A 17,603-nucleotide genomic window follows, 5' to 3' on the forward strand; every position below is an offset into this window, starting at 1 on the left:
CATCGGCATCCGATCGATCGTCTGCCCGGTACCCGGCGCCATACATGTCCTGGCAAAGCAGGCCGAAAGCCCTTCAAACACTTGAATTTCGTGAGCAATCGGGTGCTTTCGACCACATTTACGAGCCCCTGACGACTCGGTATCGCTTCGTTATTGCCTGGGGTGGTTACCCCCTGGTAGGAACGTCCATCAGCTTCGTACTGAACGGTAGTTCAAGTACGTGAATCTTGGATTTTCCGGAGGGGGTCCCGGAGTCCGACAGTGAGGTGGAGGACTCAATGCAGCGCAGTACCTTGCTATGCGGTGCTCTGCTGGCCGTGGTTGCGGGTCTGTTGTGTCTGGTCGGGGAAGCGCTCGGTCTGGACACGCAGCATGTGGCACTGGTCGGCGGCGCCCTGGGGGGTGTGGTGGGGCTGGTACAGGAACGGACCCCGGCCCAGCGAGCGACCGGATTCCTGATCGGGCTGTTCGTGGCCTGGCTCGGATTCGCCGTCCGGGCGCTCTACCTGCCCGACTCGGCTTCCGGGCGCGCGGTCGCGGCGGTCGTCGTGGTGGCGGTCTGTGTCGCGTTCACGGCGGGCTCGGGGAACCGGCTGCCCTTGTGGACATTGCTGATCGGCGCGGCCGCGATGGTGGCCGTCTACGAGGAGAGCTACACGGCGGACAGCCCGGCGTTCCTGGCGCAATCGCCGTCGGCGGCGACCGGCGTACTGCTCGCGGCTGGGATCGGGTTCCTGGCGACCTCGCTCCAATGGCCCGGCCGAGCACCCGCCGCCGCCCAGACCGAGGCTCCCCCCGCGGATGACGAGCCTGAGGCACCGACCCGCGAGTTCGCCACCACCGAAGGAGAACGTCCGTGACCGCCCGCCGGATCACCCAAGGACTGGCCGCCGTCATCGCCGTCCCGACCGTCTTCGTCCTGACCACCTCACCGGCCCTGGCAAGCGCGACCGCCGACCCGGTGACCGTCACCAACACCGAGACCGTGCAGGCCCGCCTCGACCCGAGCGGCAAGGTCGACACCGCCCGCATCTACGAACAACTGGCCCTCACCGGCAACGGCAAGGTCAAGCTCACCAACCCCGTCTCCACCAAGGGCCTCCGCAACCTCGACAGCTGGGGCGGCTACTCGGTCAAGGACGGCAAGATGACCGTGGACACCACAGTCGACGGCGAACAACGCCTCCGCACCGTCAGCGACTTCGACAAGAAGAAGCTCCCGATCAAGGTAGCCGTCACCTATACGTTGAACGGCAAGCAGCTCAAGAAGCCCGGAGACGTCGTTGGCAAGAAGGGCCGCCTAGAAGCCCACTACGTCGTAGAAAACACCTCAGCCCGCTCCGAGCCGGTAACCGTCACCGACGGCTACGGCAAACAGATCACCGAACAGGCTGACGTGGTCATCCCCATGGTCGGCCAACTGACCACAGTCCTACCCCCCGAATTCGGCAACGTCTCCTCCAACGAGGCCAACAAAGCCGGCGACGGCAAAGGCGGCACCAAACTCAGCTTCACGGTGACCCTGTTCCCACCCGTAGGCGCAGCGACAGCAGAGTTCGGCTGGTCCGCCCAGGTCAAGGACGCCATAGTCCCCGAAGCCGAACTAACCGCCCTCCCCGTAAGCCCCCTAGACAGCCCCACCTTCAAAACAGCAGTAACCGGCTACGAGAGCGGTGCCGAAAAAGGCACCGACCTAGTCGAGGGCGGCACCGAACTAGACACCAACCTCATCAAACTCCGAGACGGCTCCCAAAAACTCCTCAGCGGCCTCCTGCAGCTGAACGCCGGCGCCAAAACCCTCAACGAGGGCATGGCCAACAAGATCGCCCCCGGCGCCAACAAAGTCTCCTCCAGCCTCGCCCAACTAGCCGGCGGCCTCAGCAAACTAGACACCGGAGCATCGTTGCTCCGCACCAAGATGGGTGAAGCCGCCACAGGCGCAGACCAACTGAACACCGGCGCAGGCAAACTCGCCGACGGCTCCAAGGAGCTGAACACCGGCGCAAACAAGCTCGCGAAGGGCGCAGGCGACCTGAACACCGGTGCAGGCAAGCTGGCCAAGGGCACCAAAGACGTAAACGCCGGCGCGGGCAAGCTGAAGACCGGCACCGGCAAGCTCGCCTCCGGCCTGACCCAGGCCACCGGCAAGGCACCGCAACTGATCGACGGATTGAATAGAGTCAGCGGGGGTCTGAAAGACGTCCAGGACGGCCTGACGCTGATGTATGGCCAGATCGGCACGCTGCCCAAGGAGGCCGAGCCACTCCACGCGGGTATTTCACAGCTTCGCGCTGGGATCGGTTCGGTCGACAATCCGGCGACACTACTCGGCGGACTGCAGCGTTTGAAGAGTCAGCTCAACGCAGCCGGCCCGGGCATCGACAAGATGCGCGGCGGCGTGCACTGTGTGTCGGACGCTCTGGATGCCGTCAGCAACGGCAGGTCCAAGGAGAGGGGCTACAGCGAGGCCTGCTACGGCGCCGCGGCAGCCATTCTGAACGGACCAGCGGGCGAAGGGAACCGCACCGCCGAGTCGAACCTGGTCAAGAAGATGATCCTGGACTCGGTCGCCGGCCGGCTGGGTGAGATTGGCGACGGTCCGGGTGATCTGGACGAGCCGTTGCCGGATTCCGCCAAGCTTCAGGTGGCGCTCGCGTACCTGAAGGGTCGACTGACAGAGAGGGCCGTACCGGGACTCACCCAACTCCAGTGCGGGTTGGACAATCAGGTGGCCGGCTGCGCACCCGGCGCGAAGCCCGGACTGGACCAGGGGCTTCAGCTGGTAGACACGTCGGTCAGCAAGCTCGTCTCCACGGTCGTGGCGAAGGTGCAGGGTGGCATCGGTACTCCGAAGGACGATCCCACCAACAAGACGCTGCGAGGCGGCATAAACGGACTGCAGGCAGGCGTCGGTCAGATCCAGGCCGGCGGCAAGACCCTTCTTGCCGGACTCACCCAACTGTCAGACGGTGCGGATCAGGTCGACAGCGGCATGGGCTCGCTGGTCACTGGCAGCGGGCAGCTCAAAGCCGGAGCCGGGGCGCTGGCTGATGGGACAGGGAAGTTGAAGACCGGGGCCGGGACGCTCGCTAGCGGGACGGGGCGGCTCAGTGCTGGTGTTGGCGTGTTGGTTGCTGGGACCAAGCGGTTGGACAACGGGCTGTTCCTACTCTCCGGTGGGACCGGGCAGCTGGCCAATGGCCTGGGGACGGCGAAGGACGGGACTGATCAGTTGGCTGCTGGATCCAAGGAGTTGGCCACGGGGATCGGAACCGCGGCCGATGGATCTGGGAAGTTGGCAGCAGGGTTGACGACCGCTGCGGACAAGGCAACGGGGATCCCGGATGGGGCCAAGCGGCTTTCGGCTGAGGGTGCGCAGGTGTTGCAGAAGAAGGGTGCTGATACTGCGCTCGACTTCGGACGCCGGTACGGGATGTTGTCGGCGGCGGCTCATCGGGCCAAGGCTGAGGGGATGCCTTATGGGGCTCCGGAGGGGGCCGCTAGTGCTACTGCCTACTCGTTGAAGTTGGCGGGGGCTACTGGTGAGGGTGGGCGTAGCTGGGTTCGGTTGTTCGCGGGCTTGGCGTTGTTTGCGGTGGCGGTCGGGGCGACGGGGTTGATCCGTCGGCGCGCTCGGCACTGACCTTTGCTGGGGACCAGGTCGCGGTACCGGCCACGACCTGGTCCTCGATCCTGTGGAATGGAGCGCCTGCTGAGAGGGTTGAAGACCCTAGAGCGGGGCTGACCACAGGAGGAGAGAGCGATGGGCGTCGAGCTGAAGCTTGAGGCGGTTGTTGTTCCGGTTGCCGAGGTGGATCGGGCTAAGGAGTTTTACGCCGGGCTGGGGTGGCGGCTGGATGCGGACTTTGCCTTTGACAACGGGTTTCGGATCGTGCAGTTCACGCCGCCGGGGTCGCCGGCTTCGGTGCAGTTCGGTACGGCGGTGACTACGGCTGAGCCTGGTTCCGCGCAGGGGCTTTACTTGGTGGTGGATGACATCGAGGCGGCTCGGGGTGAGTTGAGCAAGCTGGGTGTCGAGGTCAGTGAGGTGTTCCATCCGGGTGCGCCTGGTGCGCAGTTCGCGGCGGGGGTCGCGGATCGTGCGAAGGGGCGGGATGAGAACGGCGGGAGTTATGGCTCGTTCGCGACGTTCCAGGATCCCGACGGGAACACGTGGTTGCTTCAGGAAGTGACCACCAGGCTGCCGGGTCGCGTGACTGAGGCGACCTATGCATCGGCTGACGATCTTGCCGAGGCGCTCAAGCGGGCTGCCGCCGCGCATGGGGAGCACGAGAAGCGGCATGGCGGGGAGTACGACGAGGAGTGGCCGGCCTGGTACGCGTCGTACATGGTTGCGGACCGGACCGGCCAGGAACTGCCGGAGTAGCAGCTACTCCGCAGTCGCCGCGCGGAGCATGTCTTCGCGCGGGACGACCTTGATGCGCTCGCGGCCGTGGGGTTCGCCGAGGGCGATCTCGTGGGCGTCCAGGCGGGCCCAGCCGGCCGCGTCGACGATCACTGCACCGTTCGCACGAAGGTGCTCGAGGATGGCGTCCGGGTCGGACTCCTCGGGGCTCGGCAGGGTGTCGAGGTCGGCGAGCAAGCTGGTGATCGTCTCGGCCGCGTCAGACTTGGTGTGGCCGATGAGGCCGATCGGGCCGCGCTTGATCCAGCCGGTGACATACATACCCTCGAGCGGTACGCTGTCCAGGTCGAGCACCCGACCGCGGTCATTCGTGATGACGCCGGCCTGGTGGTCGAACGGGAGCTCCGGGAGGTGCGACGACAGGTACCCGACAGCGCGGTAGACCGCCTGCACCGGAGTGTCGACGTATACGCCGGTCCCCCGCGCGGTGCCGTCACCCTGGAGCTCGGTCTTCTCAGTCCGCAGGGCCTCGACGCGGTCCGTGCCGAGCACCTCGACGGGCGCGTGGCAGAGGTGGATGTGGATGCGGTGCGGTGCGCCGGTCGGCTCGGCGTCGAGGTGCTTGAGCAGGGTGTCGACGACGAGTCGTGTGCTCTTGCTGGAGCTGATCGCGGCCTGGCTCGCCTCGTCGATCTCGAAGCCCTCCGGGTGCACGATCACGTCCACCGACGGCGAGTGCGACAGCTCCCGCAACTCCATCGGCGTGAACTTGATCTGCGCCGGACCGCGCCGCGCGAACACGTGGATATCCGTTGCCTGGTTGAGCTTCAGGCCCTGATACACGTTGTCGGCGATCTCAGTGCTGAGCTGCTCATCGGCCGGCTTGGCCAGCATCCGCGCGACATCGAGGGCCACGTTCCCTGCCCCCAGTACGGCGACCTCACGCGCCTCGAGCGGCCAATCCCGCGGTACGTCGGGATGTCCGGCGTACCAGGAGACGAAGTCGGCGGCACCGTGGTTGCCGCGCAGGTCGATCCCCGGGATGTCGAGCGGCCGGTCGGTGATCGCGCCGGTGGCGAAGATGACCGCGTCGTAGTGCCGCCGCAGGTCGTCCAGCTTCAGGTCGACGCCGTAGGTGACGTTGCCGATGAACCGGATCCGCTCGTTCTTCAGTACCCGGTGCAGCGCCTTGATGATCTCTTTGATCCGCGGGTGGTCCGGCGCGACGCCGTACCGGACGAGTCCGAACGGCGCGGGCAGCCGTTCGATCAGGTCCACCTGGGCCCCAGGGTGCTCCTTGGTCACGATGTCGGCGGCGTAGATACCGGCTGGCCCGGCACCGATGACGGCGATGCGGAGATCCTTCACAACGAGCGCTCCAATGAGTTAGGTAGCCCTAACTTTAACGAGCGAATCGCTGGATCCCAGGCCGGTTCCAGCCCTTGAGATTTATTTCACAAGGCGTCTTCGTGTGCTAGTCGAGGTCGAAGCCGAGGGCTTCGGCCGCCCTGGTGGGGACGGGGTCGGCCCAGTTGGCGCTGTAGTTGGCGGTTGTGCAGAGAGAACGGGTCTCGAGCTTGTCGACGTAGACCGTGCCGCGGAGGTGGTCGGTTTCGTGCTGGACGATTCGGGCCTGCCAGCCCTCGAAGGTCTTGCGGTGGGTCTCGCCGGCCGGGTCGAGGTACTTGGCGTGGACGGAGAAGTAGCGGTTCACCACACCTGTGTAGCCGGGCATGCTCAGGCAGCCTTCGTAGAAGCCGCGACGCTTGTGCCCGGCTGAGCGGTAGGTGGGGTTGATCGCCGCGAAGAACTCCAGCTTGTAGCGGTGCCGCGCTTCGGCGATCTCGGGTGGGACGGTGGCCGGATCTTCGAGTACGGCGATCTGCACCGGTACGCCGATCTGCGGCGCGGCCACGCCGACACCGGGAGCCGCTCGCATCGTCCGCTGCATGAGCGCGATGAACTCGGTCAGGACGTTGTCGTCCACCTGTCCGTCGAACGGTTCCGCGACCTGCCGCAGTACCGCGTCGCCGAGCGACACGATCGGGGCCACGCCACCGTCGCCGTACTTGTCGACGAGTTCCTCGATCAGGTCCTTCACGGCACGCGCATCGGTCATCGTGTGGTTGCCAACTCCTGAGGCTGTCTGGACAGAACCGGCCAGCGGCAACGCCGCGGCACCGGTGAGCAAGGTACGCCGGGTCAAGGCCATGCGCCCCATTCTGCCCGGTGTCCTCCGACGGACAGGACGTATAGACCTACTGCGCGCCGCCGGCACGCTCAACGGCGGCCGGCGTTGGCGCCGGGAGGGCGTATACGTCCTGTTGTTAGGAGGACGGGGCGAGCGGGAGGTGGAGGTTGAAGGAGGCGCCGCCCTGGGGGGAGGTGGTGACGGTGAGGGTGCCGCCGTGGGCCTGGGCCAGGTCGCGGGCGATCGCGAGGCCGAGGCCGGCGCCGCCTTCGTCGCGGCTGCGGGCGTCGTCGAGGCGGACGAAGCGCTCGAAGATCCGGTCGCGATCGGCCTCCGGTACGCCGGGGCCGTCGTCCTGCACCTGGATCACGGCCTGGCCGCCGGTGGAACTGACGACGACTCGGACCTCTTGCCGGGTATGGCGTTCGGCGTTGTCGAGGAGGTTGCCGAGGATCCGGGACAGGCGGGTTTTGTTGCCTAGGACAACTGGTTCGGCGGTGAGGTCGAGGCGGGCGGTGCGGCCTTCGACGGCGTCGCGGACGAGGTCGGTGACCTGGATGCGTTCGGGGTCGGGGTGATCGCCGGCGTCGAGGCGGGCGAGCAGGAGGAGGTCGGCGGCGAGGTGCTGCAGGCGGACTGTGTCGGCTAGCAGTTCGTCGAGTTCCAGGAGTTCGGGGTGGGCGGCGGCTACCTCGAGTTGGGTGCGGAGGGAGGCGATCGGGCTGCGGAGTTCGTGGGACGCGTCCGCGACGAAACCGCGTTGCTGGGCTACCGAGGTCTCGAGTGCGGTCAGGGTGTCGTTTGTCGTTCGGGCTAGGCGGGCTACTTCGTCGCGGGAGTCGGGGACTGGGACGCGTCGGCGGAGGTCGCGGGCGGCGGTGATTCCGGCGAGCTCGGTGCGGATGGCCTCGACCGGGGCGAGTGCTCGGCGGGTGACCATCCAGGTGACCAAGGCAACGACCGCGAGCAGGAGCGGTAGTCCGATGAGCATCGTGCGGCTGACACTCGACACCGCATCCCGTGCTGTCGCGAGCTCTGCACCGGCCTGCACAGTTACGTCGCCACCACCGGCCGGGAGGGTCACCTTCAGCGCGGCAAACCGGTACTCCGCCGTCCGCCCGTCAACAGTCGCCGTACCCGTCGAGTACTCCGCATCCCCCTCAGCCACCCGCCCCGGCTGAGGCTGCGGAGTGGAGGTCTCATCGTCGTCCGGCTCATCTCCCCCACGCCCACGCTCATCATCACCCTCATCGTCATCATTCGGGACTGTGGATGAGGGGGTGGGGGGCCGCGTCGCCGAGGAGGTGGGCTGGCTGGTCGTGCTGGAGTTGCCCGGCTGGGTAGTCGCGGGCGGGTTGGCCGCGCGGGCCGCGCTGGGTGGTTGGACTGGGCGGCCATCTATGGCAGTTAGTTTTTCGCTGGTGGCTAGGACTTTGCCGGTGGCGTTGGTGATGCGGACTGGGCGTTCGTCGTCCAGGTCTAGCTTGGTGATGGGGGTGCCGCCTGCCAGTTGGCTGGCTAGTTGTTGGGCGGTTACTTCCGCTTGCAACTGGGCTTGGCTGGCTAGGTTGGCGCGGAGCAGGAGTACGACGGCCAGGCCGGCGATGACTAGGGCCACGGCGACCACTGCCGTTGCGGCGACTGTGGTTCGGGTTCGGAGGGAGCCGCGCATGTCAGCCGCCGTCCCGGGCTAGGCGGTAGCCGGAGCCTCGGACTGTGGTGATGGCCTTGCGGCCGAAGGGGGTGTCGAGCTTGCGGCGGAGGGCGCTGACGTAGACCTCGATGATGTTCGGGTCACCGTCGTACGCCGCGTCCCAGACGTGGTCGAGGATCTGCGTCTTCGACACGACCTGGCCGGCGTTCGTGGCGAGATGCTCCAGTACGGCGTACTCCTTCGCCGTCAACTCCACCTCGTCGTCCCCACGGAAAACCCGGTGCGCGGCCGGTTCGAGCCGGAGGTCGCCCAGCTCGATCACCGGCGCGGCACCGCGGGTTCGGCGGCGGAGGAGGGCGCGGATCCGGGCCAGCAGGACGACGTACGAGAACGGTTTGGTCAGGTAGTCGTCGGCGCCGGTGTCGAGTCCCTCGGCCTCGTCGTACTCGCCGTCCTTCGCGGTCAGCATCAGGACCGGGACCTCGGAGCCGGCCGCGCGCAGGTCGGCGCAGACGCGGTAGCCGTTCCGGCCGGGGAGCATGATGTCGAGCAGGATCAGGTCGTGTTCGCCGCTCAGCGCACGGTCCAGCCCGGTCAGGCCGTCGTACGCGACGTCCACCACGAATCCCTCGGCGACCAGGCCCTTCGCGAGCGAATTGGCCAGCCGTTTCTCGTCCTCGACGATCAGCAACCGCATGCCCCCAGCCTGACAGACCCACCTGAAGCCCGCTTCAGGTTCCTTCAGGAGCGCCTCAGGCAGGCTCGGCACTGTGGTGGTCGTCAAGGAGTTCCCCGACCGAAAGGCTGCCTGATGAAGCGCCTCGTACTGACCCTGACCGCCGCTGCCGTCATCGCCACCGGAGGCGTCGCCACCGCGTACGCCGTCCAGTCCGACGACAAGCCGGCCACCAGCCCGACGACCGGCGTACCGACCGGTTCGCTGACTGCCGCCAAGGCGGCCGAGCAGGCGGTGAAGGACGTCCCGGGTGGTGTCGTGACCGACGTCGACTGGGACGACAGCAAGTGGGAGCTGGACGTGCACACCACGGCCGGCTGGCGTGAGCTGAGCTACGACGCGAACGGCAAGCTCCTCTCCAACCGCCCCGACACCCACTCCGACGACCGCGGCACCGACCGGAGCGATGACCGGGGCAACGACAGCACCGACGACCACCACGACGACAAGGGTGGCGACGACAACTGACGTAACACCCCCTCCCACGAGCCGGCCGAGCCCCTCGGCCGGCTCGTCAGCGCTCGGAAGGGGCTCGGAAGAGCTCGTACGGCGAGACGCCGCCACACCATCCACCGCGAACGGATAACGTTTGCACCGTGTTCGACCGGCCCGAATCTGCACTGCGTGTCGTCGCCCGGTCGCCTTTCTACCGCGCGGCCTTCCTCTCATTGCTGATCGCCGGCATCGGGATGTCCGCCGCGACCCCGCAGCTCACCCTGTTCCTGGTCCGCGACCTCGGTACGCCGCTCCCCGTGGCCGGCCTCTACTACGTCACCAACCTCGCCGCCCCGATCGCCGGCTACCTCCTCGGCCGCCTCTCCGACCGCAGCCACGACCGCCTCCGCCTGCTCCGGATCTGCGCGCTCGTCGGCACCGCCGGCTGGCTCGCGATGGCATCGACCAACGCCGTCTGGCAGCCGTTCGTTATCAGCGTGGTCGTCCTCAGCATCGGCGGCGGCTCGATGGCCCAGCTCTTCGCCGCCTGCCGCGACGAACTCAGCCGTACGCCGACCCGCGCCGACAACCGCGTCGTCGCCACCGTCCGGATGGGGTTCACGATCGGCTGGATCCTCGGCCCGGTCCTCGGCAGCTGGTACGGCGGCGTGTTCGGACTCCGCTCGTTGCTCGTGGCAACCGCAGTCTGCGTGTTCGCGCAGATCATCCCGTTCGGTCGCCAAACCGTCGAGCGCTTCCAGGCCGTACCTACCCGACGAGCCCCGGGCAAGCCCGAGATCACCCACATGCTGCCGCTGCTCGCGTTCACCACGGTCTGCGTGCTGGCGATGACCGGCGACACCATCAAGTTCGGCTACCTCCCGATCTACATGGCCGACGAACTGCACCTCTCCGACGAGGTCCGCGGCGCGGTGATCGGGATCCAGCCGTTGATCGAGCTCCTGCTGCTGCCCGTGGTCGCCCGGCTCGCCGACCGGTTCGGCGGACTCCCGGTGATGACGGGCGGCGTCGTACTGGGTCTGTGCGGCAACCTCGCCTTCGCCACCAGCGCCGGCATCGGCATGCTCTTCCTCGGCCAAGCCCTGACTGCAGGTCTCTGGGCGTGTGTCGCGGCGATCGGCGTCTCGATCGCCCAGGACCTCTACCCCGAAGGCGTCGGTACGGCGTCAGGTGTCTTCCTCGGCGCGATCCCGGTCGGCTCCGCGATCGGTGGCGCGATCGGCGGAATCGGCGTCGCCGCGATCGGCCTCCCCCAGGTCTTCTTCGTACCGGCCGCCCTCACCACCCTGGCGGTCGTCGGCTTCGTTGCCCTCAGCATCCACACGGCCCGGAGCAGCGCAACGCCGGCGTAACGTCATCCGGTCAGTGAGTCGAGTAGTTCGTCGGCCAACGCGGCCAGGGAGTCGTCCAGGCTCGCGGCGACGACCGCGTCCGCATCGGCTCCCAGGGCCGACCGGGCGGTCTCCTCGACCAGGTTCCGCGCCTCCAGCTCGTCGGCGATGATCAGCGGCACGCCCAGCCGGATCCGTTGGGTGCCAGCGACCGTGAGCATCCGCAGCGCGGACCAATGCCGGCCGGCCGCCACCTCGAGACCTGCGACGAGCTCGACGATGTCGATGATCCCTTCGGTCAGATCGATCTCGCGATACAGGTGCAGCGCGTCTCGCAGGCGCTCGCGCGACCGGTCGAGGTCGCCGGTGCGTTGATAGACCAGACCGAGGTTGCCCAGCGTCCCGGCCAGGGCGCGGCGGTCGTCGATCCGCTGCCACAGCTCGACGGCCGCCTCGAACCGCTCCTCCGCCTCTGGCAGCCGGTCCAACCCACGCAGTGCGGCCCCGGTGACGTTGATCGCCGTCCCCAGCAACCTGGGTTCGCCGACGAATTCGGCCAGCTCGGTCACCTCTAGCGCCAGGTCCAGAGCGGTCTCGAACTTGGCCAGGGCAATGTTGGAGATGCACAGCCCGACCATCGTCGAGACACAGCCCCGGTCGTCGCCGAGCGACCGGAAGATCGCGAGAGCCCGCTCACCGAGCGCCAGCGCACCGACCGCGTCGCCACTGTTCCGGGTCAGCGAAGCCGTCGCGCGGAGCGCAACCGCGCGGTCGCGCGGCGGCGCCTCCTCTTCGATCTCGAGGGCTCGATGCAGCCAGTCCCGCGCCTCCACGACCAAGCGGCCGTGGCCCCACCAGTACCACCAGGCCGGCGCCACGATGCCCAACACCCGGTACGCCTCCCCCGGGGTTTCGAGCGACCACTGGACGGCCGACCGCAGGTTCGCCTCTTCCTGGCTCAGTTCGCCGACCAGGAGTTCGTGGTCGCCGCCGCCGTACCGCTCGGTCCGGGCCGCGAGCGCCGCACACCAATCCGCATGCCGCCGGCGAATGTCCATTTCGTTGCCGTCAGCCACTAATCCTTCGAGGGCGTAATCCCGGATACTCTGCAGCAGGCCGAAGCGATGACCCTCGGGTTCGACGGTGATCGTGACCAGGCTACGGTCGTACAGGTCCGCCAGCAGCGGCGCGACGTCCGCGGCCTCGAGCTGCGGTTCGTTGCCGCAGACAACCTCTTCGGCAGCCTCCAGGGTAAACCCGCCGGCGAAGACCGCGACCCGATGCAGCAGCGCCTGCCCGAAGGGGTCGAGCAGTGCGCAGCTCCAGTCGATCGCTGTCCGCAGGCTGCTGTGCCGACCACCGGCCGACCGCGCGCCGCCGACCAGCAGCCGCAGCCGGTACTCGATCCGCTGCGCGATCTGCTGAACGGTCAGCGTCCGCGTCAGACCGGCCGCGAGCTCGATCGCGAGCGGGTAGCGATCGACCGCCGTACAGATCGTGTCGACGAGCTCGGCGTCATCGTCCGACCCCACCTCGCAGCGCTCCTGGAAGAGCCGGATCGCATCGGCCCGACTGAGCGGACCAACCGGCCGAACCTCCTCGGCCGAGACCCGGACCGGACGCTGCGACGTGACCAGCACCGAGACCCGATCCCCTTCCTCGGCAACAGCCGCGAGCAGATCAGCGACCGGATCCAGAACATGCTCAGCACCATCGAGCACCAGCAGCGCGCCGGCCAGCCTGGAAACACAAAGCGCCAGCAGGTCAGCACCGGAACCATCGCTCCGAGTTGCCGCCGCAAGACTAGGCAGTACGGCGTCGCCCCGCCCCAGGCGGCTGAGATCCAGCCAAACGACCGGGCGCCCCGGATGCGCGACCAGGTTCGCGACCTCCCGGGCCAACCGCGTCTTGCCTACTCCCGGACCACCGGTCAGCGTGACAACCGCCGGTTGGCGCAACCGATCCAGCAGCGCGGTAACCTCCGCGCCCCGACCGATCATCGAAGTCCCCGCGTCCTCGGCAGGCCGGACGTCCCGCGCGAGCAATGACGGATCCTGGCGGAGCAGACGCAACTCGAGCTCGAGCGACGCCGGCGACGGGTCGATACCAAGCTGGTCAGCCAGCTCACGACGGAGATCGGCGACCCGCGCCAACGCCTCCGCCTGCCGACCCGCACGGTACAGCGCGACGACGGACAACCCGACCAGCCGTTCGTTCAACGGATTGCGGCGCGCGAGCTGATCCACCTCACTGACCGCAATAGTGCCAAGAGCCAACTCCGCCTCAAGCCGATCAGTCAGCAGATCAAGGTGCAGACTCTCCAACCGCGCCGCCTCGGCAGCGCCGTACGGCGTCTCCCGAACATCAGCGAACGCCGGCCCGCGCCACTGCGCCAACGCCGCAGCCGCGGCCCTCACGATCCCGCCGGACTCCCCACTCCGCCGAGCGGCCCGAATCGCCAGCAACTCGTTCTCGACAGCCAACAGATCAGCCAACCGACCGCGCAGCGCATATCCATTCGGCGCGCGATGCACAGCAGCCGCATGCGCCCCCAGCGCCTTGCGCAACCGATAGATCAGAACCCGCAGCCGCTCAGTCGGCTTGTCGACCTGACCCTCACCCCACAGATCGGCAGCCAGCGTCTCATCCGGTACGCCGTGACCACGCGCCAACGCCAACCGAACCAGCAGCGCCCGCTCCAACGGCCGCTCGACGCAGAACGTCTCATCGCGGACTCGGACCTCGGTCGGCCCCAGCACCCTGATCTCGAACTCGCCATCCCCCGATGGACTCATGCTCAGCACTCCCCCCAGCTCAGCCTGGCGCTCTCGCATCTGAGCATGGCAGCGAGAGTGGTGTCCAGCACCCCAGTAAATCCCCCAGCAATCTGGGATAGGCCTAGACCTGCACCATCGGGCAGACTGGCACAGTGGGGACACGCGACCAGCTTCTCGAGCGTGATCTCGAGCAAGCGGCCATCGACGACGCACGGGTGCAATCAGCCAACGGCCACGGCCAGATGCTCGTCGTACAAGGCGAACCGGGGATCGGGAAGTCGCGTCTACTGGCTCAGGTACGGCGACCAGGCCAGCGGCTGTTCACTGCCCGGGGCACCGAATTCGAGCAGAACGTGCCCTTCGGCCTGATCGGGCAATTGTTCGACCATGTCGTGCGCGACGCCGATGCGGAAGCACTCTCCGGGCCGGCCGCGCAGGCCGCCAGGGTCTTCGATCCGGCGGCCGGCGAGCACGCGGCGGCAAATTCGGAGCTGGCCGTATTGCACGGTCTCTACTGGCTGACGGCGAATCTCTGTGACGGTCCGACGGTGATCGTCATCGACGACCTGCAGTGGGCCGACCCGCCGTCGCTGCGCTATCTCACCTACTTGCTGCCTCGCCTGCCCGCTCTGCCGTTGCTCGTCCTCGCGGCCGCCCGGAGCGGCCGGGACGCCGACAGGCCGGAGGTACTGCGGCTTCTGGCGGACTCTGGCGTTCGGGTCATCCGGCCCGGTCGACTGTCGGCCGACGCAACGACCTCGTTGCTGGACAGCACATTCGGCGAGCCGTGTCAGCCGCGCTTCGCCCGGGACGCGTACGAGGCGACCCGCGGCAATCCCCTGCTGGTGCGGGCGCTGGCCGGCGCTCTGCTCGACAAGAACGTTGCCCCGCTCGATCAGAACGCGCAGCTCATCCTCGCGCACGGACACCGAACGGTCGCGCACCTCGTCACCGCTCGGCTGGCGGCCGCCGGACCGGAAGCCACCGAGATCGCGCGCTGTCTCGCCGTCCTCGGCCAGCGGGCCGCCGTACCGATCCTCCAACAGCTGGCCGCGCCCGCCACGGACGGTCTGGCCAGGCTGCAGACGGCCGGGCTGGTCGAGATCGACGTCGACCAGGTGACCTTCACTCATCCCTTGGTCGGCGCTGCCGTCGAAGCAACGATCGAGCCAACCGAACTGGGCCGACGGCACGCGGCCGCCGCCAACGTACTGCGGGCTGCGCGAGCGCCCGCGGAACATGTCGGCGCACATCTCGTGAAAGCGCCACGCGGTCTGGAACCGGCAGCGATCGACTGGCTGCAGCGGGCGGCTTCATCGGCGTTGGCGCGTGGTTCGGTGGAGGGCGCGTTCGTGTTTCTGCGCCGCGCCCTGGATGAGTCGCTACCGGCCGATCAACGGCGCGAGTTGCTGGTGACCGCTTCCGAGCTTGCCCTGCAGGTCGACCTCCAGACCGCCGCGGACCTGACGGCCGAGGCTCGGAGCCTGACTGCCGATCCAACCCAGAGGGCTCGGCTCGGACTGCAACTCGGGCGAGCCCGCGGGTACCTGCTGGATCCCGCCGAGGCGTTCGCGGCGCTCGAGGAGGCGCGGGACGAGACACCTGATTCGGCCGAGGACCTCCGTCGGCAGATCGACGCAACCCTGCTGGTCGGAGTGTTCGTCGTACCAGGCCGGTTGCACCTGCAGGATCGCGTGCCTGAGCTGGCCGCGCTACCGAGCAGTGACGGCATCGGCGCCAAACTGTTGGCCGCCGTGATCGGTGCGCACGAAGCGGCTCAGTGCCTGCCGGCTGGCGTCGAGCGGGCTGCGGCAGCGCTGGCCGACGGTGAGCTGATCCGTACGTCGAACGGCGAGGGACCGCTGGTCTGCGGCTGGTTCACGCTGCTCGCAGCCGACGAGCGACTCGCCCTGACCAGCCTGAACGAGGCAGTCGCACAGGCACATCAGAACGGCTCAGTGCGATCGCTGGCCGCGGCCTACTGCTTCCGGGCGGCGGGCCACCTCTGGACCGGTCAGCTGCGCGATGCCGAGCAGGATGCGCGCGAGGCGCTCGAGTTGGCGCGCACCGGCCGGGTCGACATGGATCCCAGCTTCGCCGCCGCGTACCTCGCCTGGTCACTCGCTCATCGCGGCGACCTCCCGGGCGCCGAGGCTGCTCTGCGCCAGGTCGGCGTCCCGTACGGCGGTGTGCCCGACCGGCCGGTGTACTACGCACTCACGGCGTGGGCCGAGGTCCTGTTGCTCAACGGTCGACACAACGAAGCACTGGCCACGGCCAAGCGGGCTGGCGAGATCTGGCAGACATTCGGCTTCGCTAACCCGGCCTTGGCGTCATGGCGTTCGGTGGCCGGGCTCGCGGCTCATGCGCTCGGCGATCGGGCGACAGCGATCGCCGTACTGACTGAGGAGCTTGAGCTCGCCGAGCGTTGGCAGGGTGCTCGGGCGTTAGGACGTGTACGGCGCAACCTCGGGCTGGTGCTCGGGGATGGCGAACTGCTCGCCGCATCGGTGGCCGTGCTGACGGATAGCGCGGCCAAGCTCGAGCTGGCGGCATCACTTCTCGAGCACGGCGCCCACCTGCGCCGTACCGGCCAACGGATGGAGGCGCGCGATCTACTGAGCCGTGCGCTCGATCAGGCCGAGGCGTGTGGAGCCACACCACTCGCCGAGCAGGCCCGCGCGGAACTCACCGCGGCCGGCTTCCGACCGCGGCGCAACCGGCTGACCGGGCGGGCCGCTCTGACTGCGAGCGAACTGCGCGTCGCCGAGCTGGCCGCGGCCGGGGCAACGAACCGGGAGATCGCGCAGGACCTGTTCCTCACCGTGAAGACGATCGAGCTGCACCTGTCCAGCACCTACCGCAAACTCGGCATCTCCAGCCGCGGAGCGCTCAAGGGCGGCTTGGTAGCGAGCTAGCGACTGCCCTTTCGGACCTGGGATCAGGGCTTCGGGTCTCGTAGGTTTGCGCTCATGATCGGGTTGGCGATTGCCGTCGCGTGGTTGGGGTTCGTGTTGCACAACGTGGCGGATTTGCCTGGGCAGACGTTGCTCAGCGCGGAGACGCTGTTCCCATCACTCGTGTACGTCGCCCTGATCGGCGTACTGCGCTGGTCGGCGTGGCCGTTGTTCGGCTGGGCGGTGCTGAACGGGGTCGGCGGCGGATTGCTGAGCGTGCTGCCGTTCCCGTTTCTGCCGTTCGATCCGGTGCAGAGCTTCAGCCACTACTCGTTCCACGTCATCTATGCAGCGACTCAGATTCCGCTTGCTGTGCTGACGTTTCGGAGAGCCAGGCAGCCTCAGGCGTTGTAGCCGCCGTGGGCGTCGAGGACGGCGCCGGTGACATACGAAGCGGTTGGGCCGGCCAGGAAGCCGATGGCGGCAGCGATTTCGTCGGGCTCACCGAAGCGCTGGATAGCCAGCATGCCGAGCAGCGGCTTCAGTGCCTCGGGGTCCGGGTTCATGTCGGTCAGCATCAGGCCGGCCTCGACGACGTTCGCGGTGATGCCGCGGGGGCCGAGGTCGCGGGCGACGCCGAGTGTGTAGCGCTCGATGCCCGACTTGGTCGCGCCGTAGTCGGCCACGCCGGGGACACCGACGCGGCTGCCGAGTCCGGAGCTGATGGTGACGATCCGGCCGTTGTCGCGGAGCACCTTGACCGCGGCCCGGATGACGGCGATCACGCCGAGGTAGTTGACCGCATGCATCCGGTCGAGGGCCGCGGTGTCCACGTCCGGGTCGTCGACAGTGCGGCCCTGCTCGACCCCGATGGCCGCGTTGTTCACCAGGATGTCGAGTCCGCCGTACGCCGCGACGACCTGGTCGATCAGTACCGGCGCCTGACTCGCGTCGGCGTGATCGACCTGGAACGCGACCGCCTTCGCCCCGAGCCCCTCGACCTCGTCGACCACCGCCTGCGCCCGGGCCGCGGAACTCACATAGGTGAACGCGACATCCGCGCCCTGCCCAGCCAGCAACCGCACCGTCGCGGCACCCAGCCCACGCGACCCTCCGGTGACCAGCGCGACCTTGCCCGCCAATGCCTTGCTCATATCCAGCTCCTCTGTCGTAACAAATATGGTTACTTCAACCT

At 67.9% G+C, this 17,603-nt stretch carries 13 protein-coding genes; 7 read left to right on the forward strand and 6 right to left on the reverse strand.

From position 1 onward, the window contains the following. Positions 1-278: 278 nt before the first annotated feature. The 3 genes from ACFTSF_RS18195 (at position 279) to ACFTSF_RS18205 (ending at position 4,387) form a co-directional block, all read left to right on the forward strand. Positions 279-860 (forward strand): hypothetical protein, encoded by a 582-nt coding sequence (locus ACFTSF_RS18195; protein WP_380154854.1) that lies wholly within the window; start codon positions 279-281, stop codon positions 858-860. Beyond that, complete coding sequence (locus ACFTSF_RS18200; protein WP_380154855.1) at positions 857-3,643, forward strand: hypothetical protein; 2,787 nt, start codon at positions 857-859, stop codon at positions 3,641-3,643. Before ACFTSF_RS18195 ends, ACFTSF_RS18200 begins: the two co-directional genes overlap by 4 nt. A 120-nt stretch (positions 3,644-3,763) precedes the next feature. Next, positions 3,764-4,387, forward strand: coding sequence for a VOC family protein (locus ACFTSF_RS18205; RefSeq protein WP_380154856.1), 624 nt, complete (start codon positions 3,764-3,766; stop codon positions 4,385-4,387). A 3-nt stretch (positions 4,388-4,390) separates the two neighbouring features. Here the strand turns inward: ACFTSF_RS18205 and ACFTSF_RS18210 are convergent, their stop codons facing one another. From ACFTSF_RS18210 to ACFTSF_RS18225, 4 genes are all read right to left on the reverse strand, one after another. Next, positions 4,391-5,734, reverse strand: coding sequence for an FAD-dependent oxidoreductase (locus tag ACFTSF_RS18210; RefSeq protein WP_380154857.1), 1,344 nt, complete (start codon positions 5,732-5,734; stop codon positions 4,391-4,393). Between the two features lie 106 nt (positions 5,735-5,840). Beyond that, positions 5,841-6,578, reverse strand: a complete 738-nt coding sequence (locus tag ACFTSF_RS18215; RefSeq protein ID WP_380154858.1) for a peptide deformylase — start codon at positions 6,576-6,578, stop codon at positions 5,841-5,843. Between the two features lie 115 nt (positions 6,579-6,693). After that, positions 6,694-8,229: a sensor histidine kinase gene (locus ACFTSF_RS18220; protein WP_380154859.1), complete on the reverse strand. Its 1,536-nt coding sequence runs from the start codon at positions 8,227-8,229 to the stop codon at positions 6,694-6,696. A 1-nt stretch (position 8,230) separates the two neighbouring features. After that, positions 8,231-8,908, reverse strand: a complete 678-nt coding sequence (locus tag ACFTSF_RS18225; RefSeq protein WP_344158816.1) for a response regulator transcription factor — start codon at positions 8,906-8,908, stop codon at positions 8,231-8,233. Positions 8,909-9,022: 114 nt separating this feature from the next. Here ACFTSF_RS18225 and ACFTSF_RS18230 point away from each other — a divergent pair, with 114 nt between their 5' ends. Then, positions 9,023-9,415, forward strand: a complete 393-nt coding sequence (locus ACFTSF_RS18230; RefSeq protein WP_380154860.1) for a hypothetical protein — start codon at positions 9,023-9,025, stop codon at positions 9,413-9,415. Between the two features lie 128 nt (positions 9,416-9,543). Beyond that, positions 9,544-10,755, forward strand: a complete 1,212-nt coding sequence (locus ACFTSF_RS18235) for an MFS transporter (protein WP_380154861.1) — start codon at positions 9,544-9,546, stop codon at positions 10,753-10,755. A gap of 2 nt (positions 10,756-10,757) precedes the next feature. Here ACFTSF_RS18235 and ACFTSF_RS18240 read toward each other — a convergent pair whose 3' ends face one another. Beyond that, complete coding sequence (locus tag ACFTSF_RS18240) at positions 10,758-13,529, reverse strand: BTAD domain-containing putative transcriptional regulator (RefSeq protein ID WP_380154862.1); 2,772 nt, start codon at positions 13,527-13,529, stop codon at positions 10,758-10,760. Positions 13,530-13,663: 134 nt separating this feature from the next. Here ACFTSF_RS18240 and ACFTSF_RS18245 point away from each other — a divergent pair, with 134 nt between their 5' ends. Then, the gene (locus tag ACFTSF_RS18245; protein WP_380154863.1) at positions 13,664-16,429 is read left to right on the forward strand and encodes an ATP-binding protein; all 2,766 of its coding nucleotides are present in this window, start codon (positions 13,664-13,666) and stop codon (positions 16,427-16,429) included. A gap of 54 nt (positions 16,430-16,483) precedes the next feature. Continuing rightward, positions 16,484-16,822, forward strand: a complete 339-nt coding sequence (locus ACFTSF_RS18250) for a hypothetical protein (protein ID WP_344158806.1) — start codon at positions 16,484-16,486, stop codon at positions 16,820-16,822. On the opposite strand, the gene ACFTSF_RS18255 is transcribed toward ACFTSF_RS18250, so the two are convergent. Beyond that, positions 16,810-17,562, reverse strand: a complete 753-nt coding sequence (locus tag ACFTSF_RS18255; RefSeq protein ID WP_380154864.1) for an SDR family NAD(P)-dependent oxidoreductase — start codon at positions 17,560-17,562, stop codon at positions 16,810-16,812. The genes ACFTSF_RS18250 and ACFTSF_RS18255 overlap by 13 nt on opposite strands. Between the last annotated feature and the right edge of the window lie 41 nt (positions 17,563-17,603).

Source organism: Kribbella sp. NPDC056951 (assembly GCF_042674205.1).
In the GTDB taxonomy this organism is placed as follows: domain Bacteria; phylum Actinomycetota; class Actinomycetes; order Propionibacteriales; family Kribbellaceae; genus Kribbella; species Kribbella yunnanensis.